This window comes from Nocardia sp. NPDC056100, from assembly GCF_042266325.1.
Classification (GTDB): Bacteria; Actinomycetota; Actinomycetes; order Mycobacteriales; family Mycobacteriaceae; genus Nocardia.
The window spans coordinates 1,068,836-1,093,334 of record NZ_JBHJVY010000003.1 but is presented as its reverse complement, the minus strand read 5'-3'; the positions used below and the strand labels follow the sequence as shown (position 1 = coordinate 1,093,334).

22 protein-coding genes are annotated in these 24,499 nt (G+C 66.6%); 12 read left to right on the top strand and 10 right to left on the bottom strand.

The annotated features are described in order from the left end of the window. Nucleotides 1-90: 90 nt before the first annotated feature. Nucleotides 91-1,302 (bottom strand): cytochrome P450, encoded by a 1,212-nt coding sequence (locus ACFC0O_RS27215; protein WP_375963882.1) that lies wholly within the window; start codon nucleotides 1,300-1,302, stop codon nucleotides 91-93. 212 nt (nucleotides 1,303-1,514) lie between these two features. On the opposite strand from ACFC0O_RS27215, the gene ACFC0O_RS27210 reads away from it, so the two are divergent. Next, nucleotides 1,515-2,681 (top strand): steroid 3-ketoacyl-CoA thiolase, encoded by a 1,167-nt coding sequence (locus ACFC0O_RS27210; protein ID WP_364637838.1) that lies wholly within the window; start codon nucleotides 1,515-1,517, stop codon nucleotides 2,679-2,681. 371 nt (nucleotides 2,682-3,052) lie between these two features. Further along, nucleotides 3,053-3,469, top strand: a complete 417-nt coding sequence (locus tag ACFC0O_RS27205) for a helix-turn-helix domain-containing protein (protein WP_011207048.1) — start codon at nucleotides 3,053-3,055, stop codon at nucleotides 3,467-3,469. Between the two features lie 603 nt (nucleotides 3,470-4,072). Here ACFC0O_RS27205 and ACFC0O_RS27200 read toward each other — a convergent pair. From ACFC0O_RS27200 to ACFC0O_RS27180, 5 genes are all read right to left on the bottom strand, one after another. Beyond that, entirely contained in the window at nucleotides 4,073-5,101 is a 1,029-nt protein-coding gene (locus ACFC0O_RS27200) for a hypothetical protein (protein ID WP_375962527.1), read from the bottom strand. Next, nucleotides 5,098-5,610 (bottom strand): ImmA/IrrE family metallo-endopeptidase, encoded by a 513-nt coding sequence (locus ACFC0O_RS27195; protein ID WP_364637834.1) that lies wholly within the window; start codon nucleotides 5,608-5,610, stop codon nucleotides 5,098-5,100. Before ACFC0O_RS27195 ends, ACFC0O_RS27200 begins: the two co-directional genes overlap by 4 nt. 4 nt (nucleotides 5,611-5,614) lie before the next feature. Next, on the bottom strand, nucleotides 5,615-6,895 hold the full coding sequence (locus ACFC0O_RS27190; RefSeq protein ID WP_375962524.1) for a hypothetical protein: 1,281 nt from the start codon (nucleotides 6,893-6,895) through the stop codon (nucleotides 5,615-5,617). A gap of 490 nt (nucleotides 6,896-7,385) precedes the next feature. Then, nucleotides 7,386-8,297, bottom strand: a complete 912-nt coding sequence (locus ACFC0O_RS27185; protein ID WP_364637830.1) for an SDR family oxidoreductase — start codon at nucleotides 8,295-8,297, stop codon at nucleotides 7,386-7,388. Between the two features lie 29 nt (nucleotides 8,298-8,326). Further along, nucleotides 8,327-9,115 carry an SDR family oxidoreductase gene (locus ACFC0O_RS27180; protein WP_375963879.1) on the bottom strand — a complete coding sequence of 263 codons (789 nt, stop codon included), beginning with the start codon at nucleotides 9,113-9,115 and terminating at the stop codon, nucleotides 8,327-8,329. A 56-nt stretch (nucleotides 9,116-9,171) separates the two neighbouring features. On the opposite strand from ACFC0O_RS27180, the gene ACFC0O_RS27175 reads away from it, so the two are divergent. The 9 genes from ACFC0O_RS27175 to ACFC0O_RS27135 all read left to right on the top strand — a co-directional run bounded on the left by ACFC0O_RS27175 (nucleotide 9,172) and on the right by ACFC0O_RS27135 (nucleotide 18,492). Then, a complete protein-coding gene (locus ACFC0O_RS27175; RefSeq protein WP_375962522.1) occupies nucleotides 9,172-9,936 on the top strand; it encodes an enoyl-CoA hydratase family protein in 765 nt (254 codons plus the stop codon). Nucleotides 9,937-9,941: 5 nt separating this feature from the next. Next, the gene (locus ACFC0O_RS27170; RefSeq protein ID WP_364637826.1) at nucleotides 9,942-10,820 is read left to right on the top strand and encodes a CoA-transferase; all 879 of its coding nucleotides are present in this window, start codon (nucleotides 9,942-9,944) and stop codon (nucleotides 10,818-10,820) included. Continuing rightward, nucleotides 10,820-11,578, top strand: a complete 759-nt coding sequence (locus tag ACFC0O_RS27165) for a CoA-transferase subunit beta (RefSeq protein WP_375962519.1) — start codon at nucleotides 10,820-10,822, stop codon at nucleotides 11,576-11,578. Before ACFC0O_RS27170 ends, ACFC0O_RS27165 begins: the two co-directional genes overlap by 1 nt. After that, nucleotides 11,575-12,660 (top strand): NAD(P)H-dependent flavin oxidoreductase, encoded by a 1,086-nt coding sequence (locus ACFC0O_RS27160; protein ID WP_375962516.1) that lies wholly within the window; start codon nucleotides 11,575-11,577, stop codon nucleotides 12,658-12,660. Before ACFC0O_RS27165 ends, ACFC0O_RS27160 begins: the two co-directional genes overlap by 4 nt. Before the next feature lie 237 nt (nucleotides 12,661-12,897). After that, nucleotides 12,898-13,758 (top strand): metallophosphoesterase, encoded by an 861-nt coding sequence (locus ACFC0O_RS27155; RefSeq protein WP_375962514.1) that lies wholly within the window; start codon nucleotides 12,898-12,900, stop codon nucleotides 13,756-13,758. A 118-nt stretch (nucleotides 13,759-13,876) separates the two neighbouring features. Continuing rightward, a complete protein-coding gene (locus ACFC0O_RS27150; RefSeq protein WP_364637818.1) occupies nucleotides 13,877-14,860 on the top strand; it encodes a cation diffusion facilitator family transporter in 984 nt (327 codons plus the stop codon). A gap of 55 nt (nucleotides 14,861-14,915) precedes the next feature. Then, nucleotides 14,916-15,899 (top strand): cytochrome c oxidase assembly protein, encoded by a 984-nt coding sequence (locus tag ACFC0O_RS27145; RefSeq protein ID WP_375962511.1) that lies wholly within the window; start codon nucleotides 14,916-14,918, stop codon nucleotides 15,897-15,899. Nucleotides 15,900-15,948: 49 nt separating this feature from the next. Continuing rightward, a complete protein-coding gene (locus tag ACFC0O_RS27140; protein WP_375962509.1) occupies nucleotides 15,949-17,046 on the top strand; it encodes a hypothetical protein in 1,098 nt (365 codons plus the stop codon). A 15-nt stretch (nucleotides 17,047-17,061) separates the two neighbouring features. Next, nucleotides 17,062-18,492, top strand: a complete 1,431-nt coding sequence (locus ACFC0O_RS27135) for an FtsW/RodA/SpoVE family cell cycle protein (protein WP_375962506.1) — start codon at nucleotides 17,062-17,064, stop codon at nucleotides 18,490-18,492. A 1-nt stretch (nucleotide 18,493) separates the two neighbouring features. Here the strand turns inward: ACFC0O_RS27135 and ACFC0O_RS27130 are convergent, their stop codons facing one another. Both ACFC0O_RS27130 and ACFC0O_RS27125 read right to left on the bottom strand, forming a co-directional pair. Beyond that, nucleotides 18,494-19,873: a uracil-xanthine permease family protein gene (locus tag ACFC0O_RS27130; RefSeq protein WP_375962504.1), complete on the bottom strand. Its 1,380-nt coding sequence runs from the start codon at nucleotides 19,871-19,873 to the stop codon at nucleotides 18,494-18,496. A 93-nt stretch (nucleotides 19,874-19,966) separates the two neighbouring features. Next, entirely contained in the window at nucleotides 19,967-20,380 is a 414-nt protein-coding gene (locus tag ACFC0O_RS27125) for a YbaB/EbfC family nucleoid-associated protein (protein WP_375962501.1), read from the bottom strand. Between the two features lie 81 nt (nucleotides 20,381-20,461). Here ACFC0O_RS27125 and ACFC0O_RS27120 point away from each other — a divergent pair, with 81 nt between their 5' ends. Beyond that, nucleotides 20,462-21,322: a putative PEP-binding protein gene (locus ACFC0O_RS27120; protein ID WP_375962498.1), complete on the top strand. Its 861-nt coding sequence runs from the start codon at nucleotides 20,462-20,464 to the stop codon at nucleotides 21,320-21,322. Here the strand turns inward: ACFC0O_RS27120 and ACFC0O_RS27115 are convergent. Both ACFC0O_RS27115 and ACFC0O_RS27110 read right to left on the bottom strand, forming a co-directional pair. Continuing rightward, the gene (locus tag ACFC0O_RS27115; RefSeq protein WP_375962495.1) at nucleotides 21,312-23,141 is read right to left on the bottom strand and encodes a multicopper oxidase family protein; all 1,830 of its coding nucleotides are present in this window, start codon (nucleotides 23,139-23,141) and stop codon (nucleotides 21,312-21,314) included. The two genes, ACFC0O_RS27120 and ACFC0O_RS27115, sit on opposite strands and share 11 nt — an antisense overlap. Before the next feature lie 141 nt (nucleotides 23,142-23,282). Further along, nucleotides 23,283-24,434 carry an acetyl-CoA C-acetyltransferase gene (locus ACFC0O_RS27110; protein WP_375963876.1) on the bottom strand — a complete coding sequence of 384 codons (1,152 nt, stop codon included), beginning with the start codon at nucleotides 24,432-24,434 and terminating at the stop codon, nucleotides 23,283-23,285. Nucleotides 24,435-24,499: the final 65 nt, after the last annotated feature.

The following is a 24,499-nucleotide window of genomic DNA, read 5'->3' as shown; positions in this document are numbered from 1 at the left end:
ACAAAGGAGCGGGAGACTGGATTCCAGTCTCCCGCTCCTTTCCTTACTACCCTGAGTTGTGAGAGGCAGGGCAGGTCAGCGTTTTTCGCGCTAGTGCGCTACCGGGCAACCGCCGCCGGGTTTGGTGCCGTAGTCGACCTGGAATTCCTTCACACCGTTCAGCCAGCCCGAGCGCAGGCGCTGCGGATCGCCGAGTCCGGAGATGTCCGGCATGTAGTCCGCGATGGCGTTGAAGATGATCTCGATCTCCAGCCGCGCCAGGTTCGCGCCGACGCAGTAGTGCGCGCCGGTGCCGCCGAAGGACAGGTGCGGGTTCGGATCACGCAGGATGTCGAAGGTGTTCGGATCGTCGAACACCTCCTCGTCGAAGTTGGCCGAACGGTAGGACAGCACCACGCGCTGCCCCTTCTTGATCTGCACGCCACCGACTTCCACATCCTCGAGCGCGGTGCGCTGGAAGCTGCTGACCGGGGTGGCCCAGCGGATGATCTCGTCGACGGCGGTGCGCGGGCGCTCCTTCTTGAAGAGCTCCCACTGCTCCGGGTTCTCCAGGAACGCGATCATCCCGTGCGTGGTGGCATTGCGGGTGGTCTCGTTGCCGGCCACGGCCAGCACCATGACGAAGAAGCCGAATTCCTCGGGCAGCAGCGCGTCACCGTCGACATCGGCGTTGATGAGTTCGGTGACGATATCGTCGGCCGGGCAGGCCCGGCGGGCTTCGGCCATTTGGTACGAGTAGCCCAGGATCTCGGTGGAGGCGACCACCGGATCGGCATCGCTGTCCGGATCGTCGTAGCTGGTCATATCGTTGGACCACTTGAAGAGCTTCATGCGGTCTTCCTGTGGCACGCCGATCAATTCGGCGATGGCCTGCAGCGGCAGTTCGGCCGCCACCTGCTCCACGAAGTCACCGGCGCCGGTCGCCACCGCGGCCTGCACGATGGATTCGGCGCGCGCGGTCAGCTCGGCGCGCAGGCCGTTGATGACGCGCGGGGTGAAGCCCTTGGAGATGATCTTGCGGAGCTTGGTGTGCTCCGGGGCGTCCTTGTTCAGCAGGACGAAGCGCTGCAGTTCGATCTGCTCGCGGGTGATGCTGTCCTGGAAGCGCGGGATGGCGGTGTTCTCGAAGGTGGAGAACACGTCATCACGCCGCGAGACGGTTTTCACGTCGGCATGCTTGCTGATCACCCAGAAGCCGTCGTCCTGGAAGCCGCCGGTCTCGGGAGACTTGGGATTCCACCAGATCGGCGCGGCCTCGCGGAGTTCGGCGAGTTCCTCCGCCGGGACTCGCTGCTGCCACATCTCCGGGTCGGTGATGTCGAACCCGTCCGGCACGTTGGGCCGGGCTTGGGCGTCTGCGGTATTGGCTGCCACCACCAGCTGTCTCCTTTGACTAACTGAAACACGTTCTACCGATATTCAAGCACAGGCGGTAAGACTAGGGAAGGAACCGAAACTGACTTACATTACTTGTAGAGAACTTGTTCCAGTTCTGATCCGGAAGGAAGACCATCGTGGGTACACCCGTCATCGTCGAAGCCGCGCGCACACCCATCGGCAAGCGCAACGGCTGGCTGGCCGGACTGCATGCCGCCGAACTCCTGGGAGCGGCGCAGAAGGGCCTGCTGGAGCGGGCCGAGCTGGATCCGGCTCTGGTGGAGCAGGTCATCGGCGGCTGCGTGATGCAGGTGGGCGAACAGTCCAACAATGTCACCAGAACCGCTTGGCTGCACGCCGGATTGCCCTGGCAGTCCGGTGCGGTCACCATCGACAATCAGTGCGGCTCCGCGCAGCAGGCCACCGGCCTGGTCGCGGGCCTGATCGCCACCGGCGCGATCGATGTCGGCATGGCCTGCGGCCTGGAGTCCATGAGCCATGTTCCGTTGGGCGCCAACGTCGGAACGCACGCGGGCCCGCGCCGTCCGGCGTCGTGGGATATCGATATGCCCGACCAGTTCACCGCCGCCGAGCGAATTGCCAAGCGGCGCGGCATCACTCGCGACGACACCGACGAATGGGGCGAGCGCTCACAGCGTCTGGCCGCGCAGGCGTGGGAGCAGGGCCGGTTCGACCGCGAGGTGCTCACCATTGTCGGTGCGCCGCAGGTCGATAAGGAAGGCAACCTCACCGGCGAGACCGCCGATATCAGCCGCGATCAGGGTCTGCGCGCCACCACCCGCGAGGGCCTGGCGAAGCTGAAGCCGGTGCTGGAGGGCGGAATTCACACCGCGGGCTCCTCCTCGCAGATCTCCGACGGCGCCTCCGCGGTGCTGCTGATGGACGAAAAGGCCGCTGAGCGAGCGGGTTTGCGCCCCCGCGCGCGGATCATCTCGCAGTGCCTGGTGGGCGGCGAGCCCGAATTCCACCTGGACGGACCGGTTCAGGCGTGCGAGCGCCTGCTGGAGCGCAGCGGGATGAGCATCGGCGATATCGATCTGTTCGAGATCAACGAGGCGTTCGCGTCCGTGGTGCTGTCGTGGGCCTCGGTGCACAAGCCGGATCTGGATCGGGTGAACGTCAACGGCGGCGCGATCGCCATCGGACATCCGGTCGGCAGCACCGGAACCCGGCTCATCACAACGGCTTTGCACGAGTTGGAACGGTCCGACAAGCAGACCGCGATGATCCTCATGTGCTGCGGTGGCGCGCTCGCGACGGGCACGATCATCGAGCGGATCTAGTCACTTAGTCGTCACTTCAATCATTTTCGGGCGAGGTTGAACGTTCATCCCACTTGTCGTGAAACGTGGCGTACGCCACACAAACTCGGGTACAGACAAGAAGATGAGATGTCAGCTATCTTAGGGTTACCGACGGCCCGTCGTGGAAGACCTTCGCGACGGGCCAGAACCGGGACTCTTAAGCCCTCCGCAAGAACGGTGGCGCTGGCCCGCAAACACCCAAGCCACAGCCGGTTCACCGGATCACCGCCTAGAAGCTTCAAGGAAATCGCGGATCAGGCGTAGGTTTTCAGTTACTGAGCCGCTAATATCAATGATACGTATCCGAGATAACGACTGTTAGTACAGCGAAGGGAATTGGGCGGCTCACAATGGCTGATTTCGCGGCGCGGCTGAACAAGCTGTTCGAAACCGTGCATCCCCCGGGGCGTAAGCCGCACACCAATGCAGAGGTGGCGGCGGCGCTCACGGCCTCCGGCCATCCGATCTCGAAACCGTATCTCTCGCAGTTGCGGTCGGGACAGCGGACCAACCCCTCAGATGAGACGGTGGCCGCGCTGGCGAAGTTCTTCAAGGTGAAACCGGACTACTTCTTCAACGACATCTACGCGGCCAAGATCGATCACGATCTCGAACTGCTGTCCCAGCTGCAGGGCTATGGACTTCGTCGTTTGTCGAGTAGGGCGTTCGACCTCTCCGAAGAATCTCAGAACCTCCTCACCTCCATGGCGGAGAAGTTGCGGGCCAGCGAAGGGCTGCCCGAAATTCCTCCGGACGGTACGGAATAGGTTCTCTACCGGGGCAACTCGGCGCGGCCGTCTCGGAGGTCGCACCGGGGTGGCCCGGTAGGGAACTGCTCCGCGCCCGATCAGGTACTGCAGGGTGCCTGAACACGGTGTGATGACGGCGCTGCTTGCAGGGCAGCGCCGCTCATCGTGGAGCCATTCGGCCGGCTGAAGAGTGTTGCACCGGTCCCATTGCGCTTGGGGCCAAGTGGCGTAGGTCTCTGCGCTGGTGCGTTATGCACAATCCTGGCATTTCCCTGCCCACATCACGAGGGCCGAGATAGAGCCGGGCGACTTGTGCAGTATGTCGTTTTGTGTGATGTGAGCGTTTCGCCCCCAATGCACCATCTGCGACAAGCGCCCTATTGTGCTGTGTGCATAAATTCTTATGTGCTGATGCACAAACTCTTTGTGCTCTGTGCACAGAAAAGCGACAATTCGGTCGCCCCCAACCCCACCCCCCAGCAATTCCATGACGCCGATATGACATTGGCGCAACTAAGACAACAGACAACACAGAACGGCCTCCCGCGCATGGCACGGGGGGCCGTTTCTATTCGGAAGGATTGCGGAAGTCCGGCGGTCCGGAAGAGCGGTCGATCGAACTCAGCGCTTGGCGGCGGCCCGGCTCACCGTCGACGTGGTGGCGCCCGCCTCATAGGCGCGAGCAATCGCCTGCACCCAGCCGCGCGGGCCGACGCCCTCCGGCGGTGCGATCCAGCGACCGTCGATCAGTACGTCGCCGAAGGGGTTTCGGGCCCACTCCGCCACCCGGGCCGCGCGTTCGGTGACCGCTTCGGGCGGAATTCCCGCCGCGGGCAGCTCCATACCGCCGCCGGATTGCAGGTACAGCGCGTCCATCACCTGCGCGACCTGGTCCGATGCCTTCAACTGGGTGGCCGAACCGGTCTGATCCTTGGCGACCACCTCGGGGAAACGCGCGATCAGCACCCGATGCAGGGTGCGAATCTGCTTCAGCAGCAGGCGCGCTCGCGCCCACAGCTCGATCACGATCCAGACCGCGCCGACCGCGATGAGCAGGCTCGCCAGCTGCCACACCGGCCAGAACCAGTCGCCCGCCGCCGGTTTGGCCATCGGCTGATGCATGAGTTCGCGCCGCACCGCCAAGGCGGCCAGCACACCGACCACCAGCGTGCCCACGCAGTAGAGCGCGATACCGCGGCCGAGCGCGGTCCAATCCAGATTGCGCACACCGGTGATCACGATGAACAGGCATTCCAGCGCCACGATCACCCAGCCGAAGGTGATCGACCACAGCAGTGTCAGCGTCATGGCCAGCACGCCGCCCGCGTAGATGATCCAGGCGATCTGCCGCAGATTCACCCGCGACACCACCGGCCACGCGGCGGCCGCCACCACCGAGGTGGCGGTGCCGAACAGAATCCAGGCCGCGGTGGTGAGCCGATCGGAGAACCAGCTGCCGTGCACGCCATTGGGCAGCAGATGATCAACCGCCACACCGATTTCCGGGACGGAGACGGTCGCGGCCAGCGCCACCGAGGCCACCGCGATGATGATCGCCACCCGCGCCGTGGTGGCGGGTTTGACGAGCACCCGGCCGACTCGCGCACCGGCCGCCATCCAAATGAGAAGCGCTGTCAACCAGAAGGTCATCCGAGTGCCTCATCGAATCGAAGGACCGAGACGCCTGCGCCTCGGCTGTTGAACACGCGCAGGCGGGTCATGAGCATGGAGGCGAAGGTCTCCGCCTCCCATTCGCACTGCTCGTCCTCGCCGAGTTCCACGATCTTCTGATGTGCGCGCTGGCTGAGCATGTACGCGATGAGATCGTCGCTCGCCTCCAGCACCACCTCGGTGGCCGCCTCGCCGGGATGGTCGAAGACGATATGCCCCAGCTCGTGCGCGAGGGTGTGCTCGCGGCTGGGCAGCGCCTCGGCCAGCACGATCACATCCTTGTCCGGATAGCTGCGGCGCTGACCGCAGACACCCGGACCCAGTTGGGCACTGGCGATTTCGATCATGCGGCGGCGTTCGGCGGAGATGGCCAGCACCACCTCGTCCAGATTGGTGGCGTCGAAATCGGCGGCCACCGCGCACACCGCGTCCACCGCCGCCGCCACCCGGCGGTAGGACCCGATGCTATGCGCCCGGCTCTCGGTCATGCCCTCACACCCTCGGTCCGAAGAACGCGGCCCGCGCGGCATCGACCCGCGCCTGTGCCGCCGAAGCGCTCTGGAAACTCACCGCACCCGAACCCGCGCCCGCCAAACCGAGCGCGATCAGGCCGCCGATCACCGACAGCAGTTTCACCGGCGGCAGCGGTGCGTTCGCCGACGTCGGCTTCACGTCCGGATTCGGTTGCGCCAGCACGGGAGCCGGGGCCGGGGCCGGTGGGGGCGGTGGTGGTGCCGGTGCGGGCGCGGCCTCCGGTGCGGGGAGGGCGGGCGCGAGCACCGGTGCGACGAGCTGCGGCGCGGGCACGCTCGGCGCGGACGGAATCTCCAGTGGCACAGCCGGAACCGCCGGAGCGGGCGGCGGCGGGAGCAGCAACAACAACAGCGGCGAGGCGCACACGGCCGCCGAACCGACACCCGCCGAACCCACCGCGGCGGAACCCAATGCGGCAGAACCGGCACCGGCCGAACCCGCACCGACGGCGGCCGAACCGACACCCGCTGAACCGACGCCCGAACCACCACCGGCCGCCGAACCCACTGCGGCGGAACCGATTCCGGCCGAACCCACCGCCGCCGAACCGGTGCAGAGCGCACCGATACCGGCGGAGCCGACGGCCGCGGAGCCCACCGCCGCCGAGCCGACCGCGGCGGAACCGGTGCCGAGCAGAGTCGCGAGCAGGCCCGCGCCCGCGGAGCCCACCGCGGCGGAGCCGAGGCCGAGTGCGGAACCGGTGCCGACACCGGCGGAACCCACTGCGGCAGAACCTGTTCCGGCGGCGGCGGAACCCGAGGCGCCGAGGCCCAGAGCAGCCGAGCCGGTACCGGCGGCCGCCGAACCGACCGCCGCCGAACCCGTGGCTCCGAGTCCGAGAGCAGCGGAACCCGTACCCGCACCGGCGGAGCCGACCGCCGCCGAACCGGTGCCGCCCAGCGCCGATCCGGTGCCGCCGAGCAGCACGCCCAATCCGGTGGATCCCGTACCCGCCGAGCCGACTCCGGCCGATCCGGCCCCCGCGGAGCCCACCGCGGCGGAACCGGTTCCGAGGCCGAGTATTACGGCGAGCAAATCCTGCGGTCCGGCAACGGGATTGGCCGGAACCGCGACATTCTGGGGGTCCGAGCCGCCGCCCGCGACCGGGCCATTGCCCGCCCCCGGCGCGGGCTCCAGGTCGATGCCCGGTTGCGCTCCTGCGGGCACCGGCCCGAGCAGCGCGGACCCGGCGACAGCGGCGATCACTGCCACCAAGCGCAATGCACGACCAATGATCATGCGAGAGCCATCCCCTCATCAATACTGCGCAGTCGGCTTGCTCCAGTACTGCGGAGCGGTGCACCTCTGTCCGGCTAACCCCGATTGCCGGACCTTTGCGGAACGCGGCCATCGTACAAGCCGGCACGCATCCCCGCACAACTCCCGAACCCATTAGGGGCCAGTCCAAACCGTACGCCTGCCTTTGCCCCGATGTCCCGAATATCAGCAAGCGCCCCAGCACAATTGGCTGGTAACACGGTCCTCAGGTCTGCTCTCACACCCCACCGGCACCGCCGGAAACGCAGTTACCGATGGCAGACAAGGACATTCCAGACCAACCCGACAGCAACCGTTCCGATACCGCAACCAGCGATAACGGGGCGGATGATGCCTCCCCGCCCGATTGAGAGACATGTCACAGTGGCTCATTTCCGAACCCTCTGAAAACGGCCATCGCCGGTACCCCATTCGGGGCACCGGCGATGAAAGCTGGTGGAGCGGTTCGCGACTACGCGCCGTAGACCGGCTCCGGGGTGGTGGCCTTGGAGAGCAGATCGCGCACGGCGGGGCCGAGCTCGGCGGGCTCCCAGCGCGCGCCACGATCGACCGAGACGCCGTGCCGCCAGCCATCGGCGACCGTCACCTTGCCCGCCTCGACCTCGAACATGCGGCCGGTGACACCGGCGGAATCCGCGCTGCCCAGCCAAACCACCAGCGGGGAAACGTTTTCCGGGGCCATGGCGTCGAAACCGCCATCCTCGGGGGCGGCCATGGTCTCGGCGAAAACGGTCTCGGTCATGCGAGTGCGCGCGGCCGGGGCGATCGCGTTCACGGTGATGCCGTAGCGCGCGAATTCGGCGGCGGCGGTGATGGTCAGACCGGCGATGCCCGCCTTGGCAGCCGAATAGTTGCCCTGGCCGACCGAGCCGAGCAGACCCGCACCGGAACTGGTGTTGATCACGCGAGCCTCGGGCTGACGACCGGCCTTGGACTCATTGCGCCAGTACTCCGCGGCATGCCGCATCGGGGCGAAATGACCCTTGAGGTGCACCTTGATGACGGCGTCCCACTCGTCCTCGCCCAGGTTGACCAGCATGCGGTCGCGCACGATACCGGCATTGTTGACCAGTACGTCCAGGCCGCCGAAGGTTTCGATGGCGGTGGCGACCAGGCGGCGCGCGCCCTCCCAATCGGAGACGTCGTCACCGTTCACCACGGCCTCGCCGCCGAGCGCCTTGATCTCCTCGACCACCTTGGCCGCACCGGAATCCGGCTTGGGAGTGCCGTCGAGCTCCGCGCCCAGATCGTTCACCACGACCTTGGCTCCGGCGGCGGCGAACGCCAGCGCGTGCGCCCGGCCGATGCCCTGGCCCGCACCGGTCACGATGACGACGCGGCCGTCGCAGATTTTGTCGGTCATATCGAATACCTCGCTGAGAGTGGAAGGGGTCAGTGACCGGAGACGGCAGGGACATCTGCGGTGGATGCGGTCAGGAAGGCGGGCTTCTCGCCGCCGCCGTGTACGAGCAGGGCGCTGCCGGTGACGTAGCCGGCCAGCGGGGAGGCCAGGAAGGCGGCGGTGCGGCCGATGTCCTCGGGGCTTGCCATGCGCTGCATGGGGACCGTGCCGCTGACCGCGGCGATACCGTCCTCGTCGCCGTAGTGCAGATGTGAGGATTCGGTATTGACCAGGCCGCAGACGACCGAGTTCATTCGCACCTTCGGAGCCCATTCCACCGCGAGCGAGGAAACCAGGCTGTCCACACCGGCTTTGGCGGCGCCGTAGGCGGCGGTGCCGGGCGAGGGGCGGTGGCCGGAGACGCTGGAGATCATGACGATGGAGCCGCCGGTCTCCTGCCGCTGCATCACATCGTTGGCGACCTGCGAGACCAGTAGCGGCGCAAGCAGATTCAGCTGAATGATCTTGGAGTGGAAATTCGGGCTGGCATCGGCGGCCAGGGCGAACGGCGCACCGCCCGCGTTATTGACCACGGTGTCCAGCCGCCCGTATTTCGCCACGATCGCGTCGACGAGTTCGCGCACCGAATCGGGATCGCGCACATCGCAGGGCAGGAAGTCGATGCCCCGCCCATTGCTCTCGACGGGGATGTCGGCGGGCCGCCGCGCACAGGCCACCACGGTCGCGCCGGCGTCCAGGAATACCCGGCTGATGCCGGCCCCGACTCCTCGCACGCCGCCGGTGACCAAGACGACGGAGCCGGAGAGGTTCACTTCGATTGCCACCGTGCTAACCTACCAAGCACTTGCTTGTTTTGCCAACGATGGGACTTGCGATGGGGATCATCCGTCACACCGAAACCGAAGGCGTCGAGGTCGTCACTGTCGACTACGCCCCGGTCAACGCCCTGCCTTCCGACGGCTGGTTCGCACTTGCCGACGCCGTCCGCGAGGCGGGCCGCAACCCGGAAACCCGGGTCGTGGTGCTGCGCGCCGAGGGCCGCGGCTTCAACGCGGGCGTCGATATCAAGGAGATGAACGCGGACACCGGGCATACCGCCCTCATCCGCGCCAACCACGGCTGCTTCGCCGCGTTCGCCGCCATCTACGACTGTGAAGTTCCGGTCGTCACCGCGGTCAACGGCTTCTGCCTCGGCGGCGGCATCGGCCTGGTCGGCAATTCCGATGTCATCATCGCCTCCGACGACGCGACCTTCGGCCTCCCCGAGGTCGACCGCGGCGCGCTCGGTGCGGCCACCCACCTCTCGCGCCTGGTCCCCCAGCACCTGATGCGCACCATGTTCTACACCGCGGGCACGCTCACCGCGCAGCAGCTGCACCACTACGGTTCGGTGTTCAAGGTGGTGCCGCGCGCCGAACTCGACGCCGCCGCAATGGAAGTCGCGAAGAACATCGCCAATAAGGACGGCCGCGTCATTCGCGCCGCCAAGAAGGCGCTGAACGGTATCGACGTACAGGACGTGCACAAGTCCTACCGGTTCGAGCAGGGCTTCACCATGGAGCTCAACCTCGCCGGTGTCGCCGATGAGATTCGTGCCCGGTTCGATGACGACCTGGCCGCGCAGAAGAAGGGGAAGTAAAAGCCATGCGCGACAAGAGGATGAGCCTCGACGAAGTTGTCGGCGAACTCCGCAGCGGTATGACCATCGGTATCGGCGGCTGGGGTTCGCGCCGCAAGCCGCTGGCCTTCGTGCGTGCGATTCTGCGTTCGGACATAACGGATTTGACGGTCGTCACCTACGGCGGACCGGATCTGGGCCTGCTCTGCTCGGCCGGAAAGGTCCGAAAGGCGTACTACGGCTTCGTATCCCTGGACTCCGCGCCGTTCTACGATCCGTGGTTCGCCAAGGCGCGCACCGGTGGCGAGATCACCGTGCGTGAAATGGACGAGGGCATGGTCAAGTGCGGCCTACAGGCTGCCGCCGCACGCCTGCCGTTCCTGCCGATTCGCGCCGGACTCGGTTCGGCCGTCGTCGACTTCTGGGAGGGCGAGCTGAAGACCGTGCAGTCGCCCTACGCCGATGCCGACGGCCGCAGCGAAACCCTCATCGCCATGCCCGCTTTGAACCTGGATGCCTCTTTCGTGCACCTGGATCTGGGCGATAAGCACGGCAATGCCGCGTACACCGGCGTCGACCCGTACTTCGACGATCTGTACTCCCTCGCGGCCGAACGCCGCTACCTGTCGGTGGATCGCCTCGTCGAGACCGATGAACTGGTGAAAGCCGTTCCGCAGCAGTCGATCATCCTCAACCGCATGATGGTCGACGGCGTGGTCGAGGCCCCGGGTGGCGCGCACTTCACCTTCTCCGGCAGCTACGGCCGCGATGAGAAGTTCCAGCGGCACTATGTCGAGGCCGCCAAGACGCCCGAATCGTGGGCGGAGTTCAAGGCGACCTACCTGGATGTGTCCGAGGACGAATACCAGGCCGCCGTCCGTGCTTTCGCCGAGGAGCAGAAGTAATGACCGACACCACCACGATCACTCGCGCGGAGATCTGCGTCGTCGCCTCCGCCGAAATCTTCCGGGGCGCGGGCGAGATCATGGCTAGCCCGATGTCCACCGTCACCACCATCGGCGCGCGGCTGGCGCGGCTCACCTTCGAGCCGGATCTGCTGCTGTCCGACGGTGAGGCACTGTTCTTCGCGGAGGTTCCGGCCATCGGCGGTAAGGCCCCGATCGAGGGCTGGATTCCGTTCTCGAAGGTTTTCGACGTCGTCGCCTCCGGCCGTCGCCACGTGGTGATGGGCGCGAACCAGATCGACAGGCACGGCAATCAGAACCTGTCGGCTTTCGGTCCGCTGCAACAGCCTTCGCGGCAGATGTTCGGTGTGCGCGGCGCGCCGGGCAACACCATCAACCACGCCACCAGCTATTTCGTGCCCAAGCACAATAGGCGGGTGTTCGTGGACGCCGTCGATATCGTCTCCGGAATCGGTTACGACAAGATCGATCCCGAGAATCCGGCCTACCGGTTCCACCACCTGCACCGCGTGGTCTCGAACCTGGGCGTCTTCGATTTCAACGGTCCGGACCACACCCTGCGCGCGCTCTCGCTGCACCCCGGCGTCACCGCCGACGAGGTCGCCGAGAACACCTCGTTCGAGATCGCGGGCCTGGCGGAGGCGGGCGAAACCCGCCTGCCCACCGAGGAAGAGCTGCGGATCATCCGAACCGTGCTGGATCCCAAGGGCTTCCGCGAGAAGGAAGTGACGGCATGACCGCTCGGTTGAAGACGCCGCTGACCGAGTTGGTCGGCATCGAGCATCCGATCGTGCAGACCGGTATGGGCTGGGTCGCCGGACCCAGCCTGGTCTCGGCCACCGCCAACGCGGGCGGCCTGGGCATTCTGGCCTCGGCCACCATGACCTTCGAAGAACTCGAAGTGGCCATCGCCAAGACCAAATCGCAGACCGATAAACCGTTCGGCGTGAATATCCGCGCCGACGGCTTCGACGCCGCCGAACGCTGCGAGCTGATGATCCGCGAGGGCGTGAAGGTCGCCTCCTTCGCGCTCGCGCCCAAGAAGGAACTCATCGCGCGGCTGAAAGACAATGGCGTGGTGGTGGTTCCGTCCATCGGCGCGGCCAAGCACGCGGTGAAGGTCGCCTCCTGGGGCGCGGACGCGGTGATCGTGCAGGGCGGTGAGGGCGGTGGCCACACCGGCTCCGTCGCGACCACGCTGCTGCTGCCGTCCGTGCTGGACGCGGTGGACATCCCGGTCATCGCCGGTGGCGGTTTCTTCGACGGCCGCGGTCTGGCCGCCGCGCTGTCCTACGGAGCCGCCGGTGTCGCCATGGGCACCCGCTTCCTGCTCACCCAGGAGAGCAGCGTGCCGGAGGCGGTCAAGCGCGAGTACCTGACCCGCGGCCTCCAGGACACCGTCGTCTCCACCAAGGTCGACGGCATGCCGCACCGCGTGCTGAACACCGAACTGGTGCAGAAGCTCGAGCACTCCGGCAAGGCCCGCGGTTTCGCCGCCGCCGCGTCGAACGCGCTCAAGTTCAAGGGCATGACCGGCATGAAGTGGTCGACCATCGTCAAGGACGGTCTGGCCATGCGCAAGCACAAGGACCTCACCTGGTCCCAGGTGATCATGGCCGCCAATACCCCCATGCTGCTCAAAGCCGGTCTGGTGGAAGGCAATACCCAGGCGGGCGTGCTGGCCTCCGGTCAGGTGGCGGGCATCATCGAGGATCTGCCCACGGTCCAGGAGCTGATCGATCGCATCGTCGCCGACGCGATGACCCGCATCGACGCCCTGTCCGCCTACCGCGTCACCGAGGCGGAAACCCCCGCCTGATCCCACTCCCCCGATCAGCGCCGCGGACTCTCACCCGCGGCGCCCCATACTGCGCGGCCCGACACGATCGGCCGCGCATCTCGCGGATCCGATCGACCTCGGATCCGTAGCGCGGTCTTCCCACCGCGCGCACGGGCCGTCCCTGGAACCTCTCGCCCAGGGGCGGCCTCGTTGCGTTCGGGCGGCGCGCGGGGAAATGGGAGTGCCGGAAGCGGGGTGGGCTGGGACCATGGGGCGATGGGGAATGTCCTGATTGTCGGTGATTTACACGGGAACACGGCGCACGCGCTGACGGTGGTGCGGGTTGCGGTGGAGCTCGGGTGCTCGCGGGTGTTCGGGGTCGGGGATTTCGGGGCCTGGGAGCATATGCCGTCGGGGCGGCGGTATTTCGACGTGGTGAACAAGGCCGCCAAACGGGCGGGGGTGACCGTCTATTTCCTCGACGGGAATCACGACAAGTCATCGCTGGTGCTGGAGTTGTACGGGGACAAGCGGGATGAGGACGGGTTCCTGGAGTGCCGCAGACATGTGCGGTTCGCACCCCGGGGGCACCGATGGGTATGGGAGGACACCGTTTTCGCGGCGTTCGGCGGGGCCCGGTCCACCGATAAGGGGTGGCGGCTGGCCCGGGAGGGGCGCAAGGAGGAACAGGCGGCCAAACGGCGGGCCTACGGGTCGAGCCGGCGGCCGCTCACGGCCGGATCGCTGTGGTTCCCGGAGGAGGAGATGACCGATGACGAATTGGAAGTGCTTCTCGCCGAACATGATTCACCGGTCGACGTGCTGCTGACGCACGATAAGCCGCGAGCGACGCAGCCGAAGTTCAATCGCAAGAACAAGCCGGAGTGCTTTCCCAATCAGGACCGGATTCAGCAGGTGGTGGAGCGGTTGCGGCCCGCCGTGCACTATCACGGCCATCTGCACTACCGGTACACCGAGATCATTCCGGCCGGGTCCGGACAGCTGACCCGGGTCGAGGGGCTGGCCGCCGATCCGGAGGCGTCGCACCATCCCGCCTACACCCCGGACGATTCCTGGAGTGTGCTGCGGCTGCCGCAGGCCGCCGCCGGACTGCTGCCCGAGTCCGCCGCCGGTTGATCCGGTCCCCGAATACACCTGATGACGGCGGGTATCGCCGAAGTTGGAGATCGTTAACCTTGCATACATAGCGATGCGTGCATATGATCGCCTGCGGTCAGGATGAAGGGAGATCGACATGGGTGCAGGGCACGACCACGGGCACGGCCATTCCCATGGCGCCGGGCATACACACGGAGCCACCGCGGACAGTGACAAACGCTGGCTCGCGGGCGCGCTCGCGCTGATCGTCGCCTATATGGCCGGTGAGGTCGTGGTCGGCGTGATCTCCGGATCGCTGGCCCTGCTCTCGGACGCCGCGCATATGCTCACCGATGCCGCGGCGATCGTGCTGGCGCTCTGGGCGATTCAACTCGCCGCCCGCCCCGCCGCCGGGCGCATGACCTTCGGCTGGAAACGGGTCGAGATCCTGTCCGCCATGGCCAATGGCGCGACGCTGCTGGTGCTGGCTGCCTGGCTCACCTTCGAGGCGATCCGGCGACTGCTCGATCCGCCCGAGGTCACCGGCGGGCTGGTGCTGGTCACCGCGCTCATCGGTGTGGTGGTGAATCTGATCGCGACGGTCATGATCAGCCGCGCCAATCGGACCAGCCTCAATGTCGAGGGCGCGTTCCAGCACCTGCTCACCGATCTCTACGGTTTCATCGCCACCGCCATCGCGGGCGCGATCATCATGTTCACCGGCTGGGTGCAGGCCGACGTGATCGCCACCCTGATCGTGGTCGTGCTCATGGTGAAGGCCGGTATCAGCCTGGTCCGCGCCTCCAGCCGCATCTTCCTCGAGGCGGCCCCGGAGAACCTGGACCCCACCGTGATCGGCGCGGCCATGGCCGGCCGCGATCACGTGGTCGAGGTGCACGATCTGCACATCTGGGAGATCACCTCCGGCTCCCCCGCGCTGTCCGCGCACGTCCTGGTCGAACCCGGCTACGACTGCCACGCCGTACGAGAAGACCTCGCCCACTTCCTCTCCCACGAGCACCACATCGACCACGCCACCCTCCAGGTCGACCACGCCCAATCGGACCTGCTCACCCTGGGCCGCGACACCGAATCCCACTGCGAACAGTCACACGGCGAAACCCACAAGACCCTGCGCTGAGCGATCCCGGGGCACCGGGGTGATGTGATTTCCGGGCAAGCGGATACTGGCGGTCGTGCTTGGTATCGAAACACCGTTGACCGTTGGTTCGCTGCTGACGTCGTGGCGGTGGGATACCTCGACGGTGGTGATCACCGCGGTCATCGGGGCCGGGTATCTGCTGGCCTGGACGGCGGCGCGGCGGAAGGGCGTAGAGCTTCCGGTTCGCGGGCGGGCCATCTGTTTCGGTGTCGTCGGGCTCGCGCTGTGGCTTTATACCGGGGTCGGGGCGCTCGGGGTGTACTCGGACACCCTGTTCTGGGTTCGGGCGTTGCAGACGCTGCTGCTGCTCTATCTGGTGTCGTTCGGGTTGGCGGCGGGGACGCCGTTGACGGTGCTGCGCGGTGCGCTCGGGGAGGCCGGGCGGGCGCGGATGGATCGAATCCTGAACAGCCGCTTGGTGACCGGACTGACGTTCCCGCTGGTCCCGTCCGCCGCGATGCTGCTGACGCCGTGGCTGCTGTATTTCTCGCCCTGGTACGAAGCGGTGCTGCGCAATGGCGTGATCGACGCGGTGACGCGAATTGCCCTGGTGGGCATCGGATTCCTGTATTTCTACTCGCGCCTGCAGGCGGATCCGGTGCCGCGCCGGTACTCGCAGGCGGTATCGCTGCTGATCACGGTGGTCGAATCGCTGGCGGACGGCATTCTCGGCATCGTGGTGTGGCTGGGCCCGATTCTGGCGGCCGGGTATTACGCGGAGGTCGGCCGCACCTGGGGGCCGAGCCAGCGCATGGATCAGACCGCGGGCGCGGGCATTCTGTGGCTGCTCGGCGATGTGCTCGGAATTCCATTCGCGCTCATGCTCATGCGCGCCTGGTCCGATGACGAGAAGCGCAAGGCCGCGCAGGTCGACGCCGAACTCGATGCGGTCGACGCACAGGCCGAAGCACCCGCGAACCGCACCGATGCGCCCGCGCATACGGCGGACGCGCCGCCGAGCACCGGCCTGTGGTGGGAGAACGATCCGCAATTGAGTCAGCGGTTCCGCCGACGCTGAACGCGCAACCCCGTTCTGTGCCATCGTTGTTCGGGTGTTCGGCACGCAGGTGACAAGAATTCGATGGCGTCCCGAGGCAGGCCGGTTGGTCACCGTGATGGCCGTCTGCTTCGGCGTGACCGTGGTGATCACGCGCCTGTATCTGATGGCGGCGGGCTATCCGAAGATCGGCGGCAGCACCTATCACATCGCGCACGCGCTGTTCGGCGGGTTGCTGCTGGTGATCGCCTGTCTGATGCTGCTGCTCACCTCCTCGCGATCATCCCTGACCACCGCGGCGGCGCTGGCGGGCGTCGGGCTGGGCCTGTTCATCGACGAGGTCGGCAAGTTCATCACCGCCGACAACAATTACTTCTTCCCACTCGCCGCGCCGATCATCTACCTGGCGTTTCTGCTGATCACCGCGATTGCCCTGTTCGCCGCACGACACCGGCATCGCCCGCCGCTGCTGGTGCTCGGTGAGGTGACGGTCGCGATCGGCCAGCTGACCGGCGACCGCATGAGCGCCGATGAGCGCACCACCCTGCTCACCGAGCTGAAGTCGGTGGACCGCACCGGTTTCAGTCCCGATCTGTGCAAGCTCACGGACGCGCTGACCAGCTATCTGAACACCGCGCATCCGGACACCCGGCCCGAACCGCAGATTCGCCGGGAGGCCAGGCTGGAATGGCTGGAACGCCATCTGCTCCCGCTGCCGCTGCTCCGCATTGTCTTGATCATCGTGCTGCTGGGCCACGCGGTGTGGACGCTGGTGCACCTGGTGCTGGCGGTCATCATCATCTCCGGCCGCCATATGCCGTGGACCGAACTCGATCATCTGCTGGACGTTTCGCAGCATCGCGGCTGGAAGTCGCTGTCCGGCCTGGGTATTGCCGCGGTGGCCGAAATACTGGTCGGTGTCGGCTGCGCGGTGGGCGCGGTGCTGTGGCTGCGCGGACGCGAGGAACTCGGTGTGCGACTAGGCATCTGGTCCAGTGTCATCTCGCTGACCGTGGTCAATGTGATGGCCAGTTATTTCAGTCAATTCCTGACCGTTTTCACCGCGCTGGCGGAGGCGCTGCTGCTCTGGTTGCTCATCCGCTACCGCACCCGCGCCGGAGTCGGCGCGGTCGCCGACCGGAACGACCTACTCGCTGCGCGCACCTGACCGACCGCGTTACTGTTGGGCGTGAACAGGTTTCGGCAGAGTTCGCATGCGGCCGGCTCGCCCGGGCGCGCCTTCCGAGGCGCGGAAGCGGCGCTCTGCGCCGGTGCGGTGGCCATTACCGCACTCGCGGCACTGATCCTGTCGGCGTCGGCCGGAAGCGGCGCGACCACCATCAGCACGCTCGGCATATTCGCCGGGCTCACCCTCGCCGCGCATCTGGCGGTGCGCCGGTGGGCACCCAGCGCGGATCCGGTGCTGCTGCCGTGCGTGGTGCTGCTGAACGGGCTGGGACTGGTACTCATCGATCGGCTCGATCATGAGAATCCGCTGGAGAACGGTGCGCAATCCAGCGATGCCGCGCACCAATTGATCTGGACCGGAATCGGAATCGTGCTCTTCGCCGGCGTGCTGCTGGTGGTGCGCGATCACACCCGGCCCGCCGAATACGGTTACACCTGCGGGCTCGCGGGCCTGGGCGCACTGCTCATCCCGGCGCTGCTGCCCGCGCAGTACAGCGAGGTCAACGGCGGTAAGAGCTGGATTCTGCTGCACGGCTTCTCGATTCAGCCCGGTGAGTTCGCGAAGGTGCTGCTGCTGATCTTCGTGGCCTCGTTCCTGGTGGCGAATCGGGAGCTGTTCACCACGGCGGGACATCAATTCCTGGGCATGACCTTCCCGCGACTGCGCGATCTGGGCCCGCTGCTACTGGTGACGGCCATGTCGCTGCTGGTGCTCATGTACGAGAAGAATCTCGGGTTCTCGCTGCTGGTGTTCGGGACCGTGCTGGCGATGATCTATATCGCCACCGATCGGGTGTCCTGGCTGGTCATCGGTTTCAGCATGTTCGCGGTGGGCGCGACCATCGCGTATATGGCGTTCCCGCACGTGCGGGTGCGCGTGGAGGTGTGGCAGGACCCGTTCGCCACGTATTACACCTCCGGATACCAGATTTCGCAGGCGCTGTTCGGCATGGCGACCGGCGGGCTGCTCGGCACCGGAATCGGCGCGGGGCGGCCGCAGGAGGTGCCGTTCGCCAAGACCGACTTCATCATCTCGACCATCGGCGAGGAACTCGGGCTGATCGGATTGGCCGCGGTGATCTCGGTTTTCGCGATTCTGACCGTGCGCGGTTTCGTGGCGGCTCTTGCCACGAGGGACGCGTTCGGCAAACTGCTCGGCGGCGGACTGGCGTTCTCCATCGGCTGGCAGCTGTTCGTGGTGGTGGGCGGGGTGACGAAGTTGATTCCGCTGACCGGTCTGACCACGCCGTTCATGTCGTACGGCGGTTCGTCGCTGCTGGCGAACTACATCATCGTGGCGCTGCTGATCCGGATCTCGCACGATGCGCGCACGGCTCCCCCGCCGCCCGCGCCCCGGCCGCCGGTGGCGATCGCCGAGGCGCAGACCCAGCACGTCTCGCGGCGGTGGCTGGGTAAGGCGCAGTGAGCTATTTGCCGGAGGGTTCGTCGTAGGACGAGGTGCCCTCGTCCAGTAGCGGCTCCTGTTTGTAATGCGCGGGAGCGAGCAGGCGCAGCACGTGATACCCGGTGATCACCACGAGCGTGCCCAGTGCGATACCGCTGAGGGTGAAGGTGTCGGTGAATTTCATGCTCACATTGCCGATGCCGATGATCAGACCGGCGGCCGCGGGCACCAGATTGAGCGGATTGCGAAGGTCCACACCGGCATTGGTCCAGATCTGCGCGCCCAGCAGGCCGATCATGCCGTACAGGATGACGGTGATACCGCCGAGCACACCGCCCGGAATGGCCGCGACCACCGCACCGAATTTCGGGCACAGGCCGAACAGCAGCGCGAAACCGGCTGCGGCCCAATAGGCCGCGGTCGAATAGACGCGGGTGGCGGCCATGACGCCGATATTCTCCGAATAGGTGGTGTTGGGCGGACCGCCCACCGCGGTGGACAGCATCGAAGCCGCGCCGTCGGCGGCGATGGCGGTGCCCAGCTTGCCGTCCAGATTGTCGCCGGTCATCTCGCCGACGGCCTTCACATGTCCGGCGTTCTCGGCGACCAGCGCGATCACCACGGGTAGCGCGACCAGGACCGCCGACCATTCGAACGAGGGCGCGTGCAACTGCGGCAGGCCGATCCAATCCGCGTGCGCGACACCGGACAGGTCCAGTCGCCAGTGATCGGTGACCGCGCCGGTGCCGTCGGCGGAGTGGATCTTGCCGAACACCCGGTCCAGCAGCCAGGAGAAGACGTATCCGAACACCAGGCCGAGGAAAATCGCGATGCGCGAGAAGAATCCGCGCAGTGCGACGACCGCCAGCCCGGTGAACAGCATGACCAGCAATGCCGTCCACTGATCCTGCGGCCAGTAGGTGGATGCGGTCACCGGTGCGAGATTGAAACCGATGAGCATGACCACGGCGCCGGTCACCACCGGCGGCATGGCCGCGTGAATGATGCGCGCCCCGAACCGCTGCACCGCCAGGCCGATGAGAAACAGCACCGCACCGACCGCGAGGCAGGCTCCGGTAACCGTCGCGCTATCGCCGCCCTGTGCCCGAATGACCGCCGCGACACCCACGAACGACAGCGAGCACCCGAGATAACTCGGCACCCGGCCCTTGGTCGCGAGCAGGAAGATGGCCGTGGCCACCCCGGACATCATGATCGCGAGATTCGGGTCCAGCCCCATCAGGATCGGGGCCACGAAACTGGCCCCGAACATGGCCACCACATGCTGTGCGCCCAGCCCCAATGTCCGAGGCCAGGACAAACGCTCATCGGGCCGGACCACCGCACCCGGCGCGGGCGTGCGCCCATCCCCGTGCACGCGCCAGCGGACACCCAAATCCATGAACAGCCCGCTTTCTACCGAGGCCGGAAACCAATTCGGGCAAATAGTAATCCGAGCAAACCCCCAGCTGACACCACACGCGCCCGCGCGGCCCTACCTCAGCCCGTACCGCCGCGCCACCGCCCGAGGCAAGGCATAGGGATTGGCATCCGGCCGCTCATCCACCGGACGACCGGCGTCCACCGATCGCGGGGATGCGGCGGCATCGGAGGACGGGGCAATGAGGGTGCGGCGCAGCAGGTCGGCCACGGCCGGATCCTGGATCAGTTCGCGGCGTTGTTCGGCCGCCCGTGCCAGAGCCTTCCGGTGCGCTAGATCGTGCGTGGCCGAAATGGCTTGGGCCAGGGCTTGATCGGCTAGATGCAGGGTGGTGATGCGGCCGTCGGCGGTGACCTCGATGCGCACGTCCGGCGTGGATGCGGTGGCGCGGATTAGTTCGACGGACTGTTGTACGCGCCGGGCCTTGCGCGCTATCTCCTCGAAGCGGCCCTCCCCTGACCTGGACATGCTCACCACGGTAGGCCGGGAAGGGTCGGTGCGCATCGGCTCGGCGAGCTTCGCACCCCAACACGCCGTAGGGTTTTTCGGATGCGAATCAGCGTGGCATTGAGTGGGGAGCGGCTGGACTCGCGGCTGGCGGGGAAGTTCGCCGGGGTGGGTTTGGTGCGCGGGGAGTATGTGTTCCGGCGGGCGGGTCGGTATCCGGGGACGGAATCGGTGCGCGAGCTGTTGACGCCGTATCTGCGCGAGGTGGTGGATCAGGCTGCGGGGCAACCGGTTTGGTATCGGTTCACCGAGGTCACCACCATCGAGGAGAATGTGCTCGCGGGGGTGGAGGAGGTCGTCGACGATGAGACCTTCCCGCTGCTCGGCATGCGCGGCATCCGGCGGGCGCGGCGGTTTCCGGAGCACTTCCGCGCGGAGATCACCGGGGTGGCCGCGGCGGACGACGGTCTCGGGGTGCTGCTGCCTTTCGTAACCGATCCCGAAGAGGTCGAGTGGGCGGTGGCGGAGATCCGCGAACGCGCGGCCGGGTTGCGCATCGGCTCCATGATCGAAACCCCTTCGGCGCTATTGCAATTGGATCGCCTCATCGACGCGGGCGTACAGCACGCGCTGATCGGGGTGAACGATCTGTCCTCGCTCGTCGACGCCCGGCTGCGCGCCCGGGGTGTGGCACCCACCGGCGGCGTGATGTCCGCGATCACATTGGCACGCAAGGTAACCGAGCGGCGCGGCGTGGAACTGTCGGTGGCCGGATACCTTTCGGCCGAGCTGATCGACGCCTGCCGCACGGTCGGCGTCGACGAATGCGTGGTGCACTATCACGATCTGCCGCGCCTGTTCGGCGCGGAATGGGCGGACCTGCCCGAGCTCGAATTGCTCACGGAGATAAAGGCGAAGACACAGCACGATATCGCCGAGCGGCTGCGCACCGTCACGGCATGACGCGAATGCGCTGCATCATGTCGTGATCGGCGTGGTCGAGATTGTGGCAGTGCCAGACGTAGCCGCGAATCTCGCCCGCGCCCGAAACATGGTCCATACCGGCCATTTCCGCAGGCGCGATGGCCTCGGCCCCGGGCGGTACGGTCAGTGCGACGTCCGGGTCGAAGCCCAGCTCATCGACCGCGGGCCAGTGCACCAGCACCCGGGTAATGGTGTCGGTGGGGCATTCGACGGTGTCCTTCCAGCCGAATTCCCAAGGCGGCGGCCCCTGTTGCGACCCGATGGCGTACGCGTCGGCCGACGGGGCCCACCGGATGCCGAACGCGGGTGGCAGATTGGCGAACCAGTAGGCCGAGGTCAGGATGGGCTGGCGGCCGATCACCCGCATTCGCGCCAGATGCAGGTGAATGGGGTGGTCGAACGGAGTCGTATTGACGATGTCCCACTGCTCGACCGCACCCGCCGCCGCCATATCGACATCGTCGCTCAGGAACGCGAGATTGTTGAGCGACATGAGGGTCGGGAACACCGCCGCCGCCCGCGAATCGTCATTGAGCCCGATGAGCGTCACCGTGCGCACCGATTCCGGCGGCCCGAGCGGCGGCAGCGCGTCGGGCAGTCCCGCACCCCCGCGCAGCCGCGCCGGAATCGCGGCGGCCGGTCCGTCCCCCGCCACCGTGAACCGCATGATGGGCCGCAGCTCCGGCACCATGAAAACGGTGTTGCCCAAATCATTTCGGGCGGTATTGATCAGATCGACGGTCGTCCCGTCACCGAAGGCGCTGAAGTCGACCAGCAGATCCACCCGCTCCCCCGGGCTCACCCGAATGGACGGTGTGGGCACGGGCGCGTCCAGCAGCCCCAGATCGGTCCCGATGACCCAGCACGGCATGCCATTGGAGAACTCGAAAATGTATGGGCGCGAATTGGATCCGTTCAACAGCCGGAACCGGTACAGCGTCCGCCGCACCTGGAGCCGGGGCCAGGCCATACCGTTCACGCAGGCCACATCCCCGACCTGCCCGGACTGATTGAAACCCTGCGGAATATAGGTGCCGACCATGGGTTGCAGACTGCCGTCGGCATTGAAGGTCCGGTCCTGCACGATCAGCGGTATCTCGAACTCGCCGCTGGGCAACCCGAGCGAGTTGTCCGCGCGACCGGTGTCGAATTCGTCACGCAGGTAATACATTCCGGCCAGTCCGGCCTGAATGTTCAACCGCGTGATGCCCATCGCGTGGTCGTGATACCAGAGTGTCGCGGCCTCTTGCCGATTGGCGTAGCTGAATGTGGGTCCGCCCCCATTGCGCCAGGCGATGAGCGGATGCCCGTCGTCATCGGGCGCGTTCGCCCCGCCGTGCAGGTGCACGGTGAATCGCGGATCGGTGCGATCCAGTTCGGTCACCCCGTGCATGGTCAGATCGACGTGCGGGGCGAGCACATGGGTGCCGAGTTCATTGCGGAACGCGATGCGCGCCAACCGATCCCGTCGCGCCTCCAGATTCGGTCCGAGCACCGGCCGACCGAAACCCCAACTGCGCGTTTCCGGTAGATCCCGGTGATAACGGTGCACACCGGAAACAGCCGCCAATTCCCCTGCGGCCGCCCGCGTCTCGGGTATCGGCAGCTCGTCCACGAACGGTTGCAATGCAGGCGAGTGATAGTTGAGCGGTGTGACGACCGGTGCGGGCAGCGGTGGAATCGGGACGGGCGGCGGTGGCAGCGGCGACGGAGCGGCCGCCGCCTTCGCCATCAGGCCGAAGCCCACCGCACCGAGAGTCCCGAGTAGGAACCCCCGTCTCGGCAGGTTCTCGTTCATATCCTCGTCGATCCGCCCGGCCCGGCGGGTGCGCCGGGCTCGTTTTCGACTATCCCGATTCTTCGGCGTGAATCCTCGAGATTGCCGCGTCCGCGTCGCTTTCGTTACGCAACGGGACTATCGGCCGGATCGGAGCGGGTATTAGCCCAGGCGCTCGATGATGGTGACGTTGGCGGTGCCGCCACCCTCGCAGATGGTGAGCAGGCCGTAGCGCCCGTTCACCCGCTCCAGCTCATTGAGCAGCGAGGCGAACAGCTTCGCGCCGGTCGCGCCGAGCGGGTGACCCAGCGCGATCGCGCCGCCGTTGACATTGACCTTGTCCGGGTTCGCGCCGGTCTCCTTGATCCAGGCCAGCACCACCGAGGCGAACGCCTCGTTGATCTCGATGACATCCATATCGTCGATGGTCAGACCGGTCTTCTCCAGCGCCCACTTGGTGGCCGGAATCGGCGCGGTGAGCATGTAGATCGGATCCGCGCCGCGCGCGCTGACATGGTGGATGCGGGCGCGCGGGGTGAGCCCGTACTCCTGCACCGCCCAATCCGAGGCGAGCAGGGTAGCGGCCGCGCCGTCGGAGATCTGGCTGGCGAGCGCGGCGGTGACGCGGGAGCCCTCGGCGAGCGGCTTGAGCCCGGCCATCTTTTCCATGGTGGTCTCGCGCGGGCACTCGTCGATCCAGAAATCGCCGACCGGCACGATCTCGCGATCGAAGCGGCCGTCGACGATGGCCTTGCGGGCGCGCTCATTGCTGCGCAGCGCCCACTCCTCCATGTCCACCCGGGAGATATCCCACTTCTCGGCGATCATGTGGGCCGAATTGAACTGCGACACTTCACCGGTGCCGTAGCGGTGATCCCAGCCCTGCGCGCCGACGAACGGGGAGTCGAACCCGTACGCCTGGCCCGCGAGCATGGCCGCCGAGATCGGGATGGCGCTCATATTCTGAATGCCGCCCGCCACAATGATTTCCGAGGTTCCGGACATGATGGCCTGCGCGCCGAAGGTGATGGCCTGCTGCGAGGAACCGCACTGCCGGTCCACGGTCACACCGGGCACCGATTCGGGGTAGCCCGCCGCCAACCATGAAGTGCGAGCGATATTTCCGGCCTGCGGGCCGACGGTGTCGCAGCAGCCGAACACCACATCGTCCACGGCCACCGGATCGAGATCGGTGCGCCCCATCAGCCCGCGCAGCGCCGCCGCGCCCAGATCGGCCGGGTGCACGGCGGCGAGCGAACCGCCCCGCTTGCCCACCGGGGTGCGCACGGAATCGATCACATACGCCTCACGCATGGGCGAATACTGGCGGCGGGACGGTGCTGACATGATCTGCTCCTACTGCTGACTGCGGGCTGTGC

Excerpts from the sequence above, each read along its gene's own strand:
- ACFC0O_RS27200 (WP_375962527.1), bottom strand. The coding sequence starts at position 5,101 with ATGACCTTCTGGTTGACAGCGCTTCTCATTTGGATGGCGGCCGGTGCG.
- ACFC0O_RS27115 (WP_375962495.1), bottom strand. The coding sequence starts at position 23,141 with ATGAACGAGAACCTGCCGAGACGGGGGTTCCTACTCGGGACTCTCGGT.
- ACFC0O_RS27165 (WP_375962519.1), top strand. The coding sequence starts at position 10,820 with ATGACCGACACCACCACGATCACTCGCGCGGAGATCTGCGTCGTCGCC.
- ACFC0O_RS27110 (WP_375963876.1), bottom strand. The coding sequence starts at position 24,434 with ATGCGTGAGGCGTATGTGATCGATTCCGTGCGCACCCCGGTGGGCAAG.
- ACFC0O_RS27205 (WP_011207048.1), top strand. The coding sequence starts at position 3,053 with ATGGCTGATTTCGCGGCGCGGCTGAACAAGCTGTTCGAAACCGTGCAT.
- ACFC0O_RS27130 (WP_375962504.1), bottom strand. The coding sequence starts at position 19,873 with ATGGATTTGGGTGTCCGCTGGCGCGTGCACGGGGATGGGCGCACGCCC.
- ACFC0O_RS27185 (WP_364637830.1), bottom strand. The coding sequence starts at position 8,297 with ATGACCGACAAAATCTGCGACGGCCGCGTCGTCATCGTGACCGGTGCG.
- ACFC0O_RS27120 (WP_375962498.1), top strand. The coding sequence starts at position 20,462 with ATGCGAATCAGCGTGGCATTGAGTGGGGAGCGGCTGGACTCGCGGCTG.
- ACFC0O_RS27125 (WP_375962501.1), bottom strand. The coding sequence starts at position 20,380 with ATGTCCAGGTCAGGGGAGGGCCGCTTCGAGGAGATAGCGCGCAAGGCC.
- ACFC0O_RS27215 (WP_375963882.1), bottom strand. The coding sequence starts at position 1,302 with ATGTGGCAGCAGCGAGTCCCGGCGGAGGAACTCGCCGAACTCCGCGAG.
- ACFC0O_RS27190 (WP_375962524.1), bottom strand. The coding sequence starts at position 6,895 with ATGATCATTGGTCGTGCATTGCGCTTGGTGGCAGTGATCGCCGCTGTC.
- ACFC0O_RS27195 (WP_364637834.1), bottom strand. The coding sequence starts at position 5,610 with ATGACCGAGAGCCGGGCGCATAGCATCGGGTCCTACCGCCGGGTGGCG.
- ACFC0O_RS27150 (WP_364637818.1), top strand. The coding sequence starts at position 13,877 with ATGGGTGCAGGGCACGACCACGGGCACGGCCATTCCCATGGCGCCGGG.
- ACFC0O_RS27170 (WP_364637826.1), top strand. The coding sequence starts at position 9,942 with ATGCGCGACAAGAGGATGAGCCTCGACGAAGTTGTCGGCGAACTCCGC.
- ACFC0O_RS27155 (WP_375962514.1), top strand. The coding sequence starts at position 12,898 with ATGGGGAATGTCCTGATTGTCGGTGATTTACACGGGAACACGGCGCAC.
- ACFC0O_RS27160 (WP_375962516.1), top strand. The coding sequence starts at position 11,575 with ATGACCGCTCGGTTGAAGACGCCGCTGACCGAGTTGGTCGGCATCGAG.
- ACFC0O_RS27175 (WP_375962522.1), top strand. The coding sequence starts at position 9,172 with ATGGGGATCATCCGTCACACCGAAACCGAAGGCGTCGAGGTCGTCACT.